Origin of the sequence: Burkholderia sp. 9777_1386 (genome assembly GCF_015712265.1) — a bacterium.
Classification (GTDB): Bacteria; Pseudomonadota; Gammaproteobacteria; order Burkholderiales; family Burkholderiaceae; genus Burkholderia; species Burkholderia cenocepacia.
This window is the reverse complement of sequence record NZ_JACCQB010000154.1, coordinates 1-401: the sequence shown is the minus strand read 5'-3', so window position 1 is coordinate 401 and position 401 is coordinate 1. Positions and strand designations below refer to the sequence as shown.

At 45.6% G+C, this 401-nt stretch carries 2 pseudogenes; both read left to right on the top strand.

Going from position 1 to position 401, the window contains the following annotated elements:
• Positions 1-247 (top strand): annotated as a pseudogene (locus H0X91_RS34815) (HAAAP family serine/threonine permease); the annotation flags it as partial.
• A gap of 13 nt (positions 248-260) precedes the next feature.
• Positions 261-401: pseudogene (locus H0X91_RS35545) on the top strand (acetate/propionate family kinase); the annotation flags it as partial.

Sequence of the window (401 nt, the reverse complement as noted above, 5' to 3'; positions counted from 1 at the left end):
ACTGAATACTATCAGCATGATTTTCATTATGGGCTCCACCTGGGTTGTTGCCTACGCCAACCCGAACATCCTCGACTTGATTGAAGCCATGGGCGCACCGATTATCGCATCACTGCTGTGCCTGTTGCCGATGTATGCCATCCGTAAAGCGCCGTCTCTGGCGAAATACCGTGGTCGTCTGGATAACGTGTTTGTTACCGTGATTGGTCTGCTGACCATCCTGAACATCGTATACAAACTGTTTTAATCCGTAACTCAGGATGAGAAAAGAGATGAATGAATTTCCGGTTGTTTTGGTTATTAACTGTGGTTCGTCTTCGATTAAGTTTTCCGTACTCAATGCCAGCGACTGTGAAGTATTAATGTCAGGTATTGCCGACGGTATTAACTCGGAAAATGCA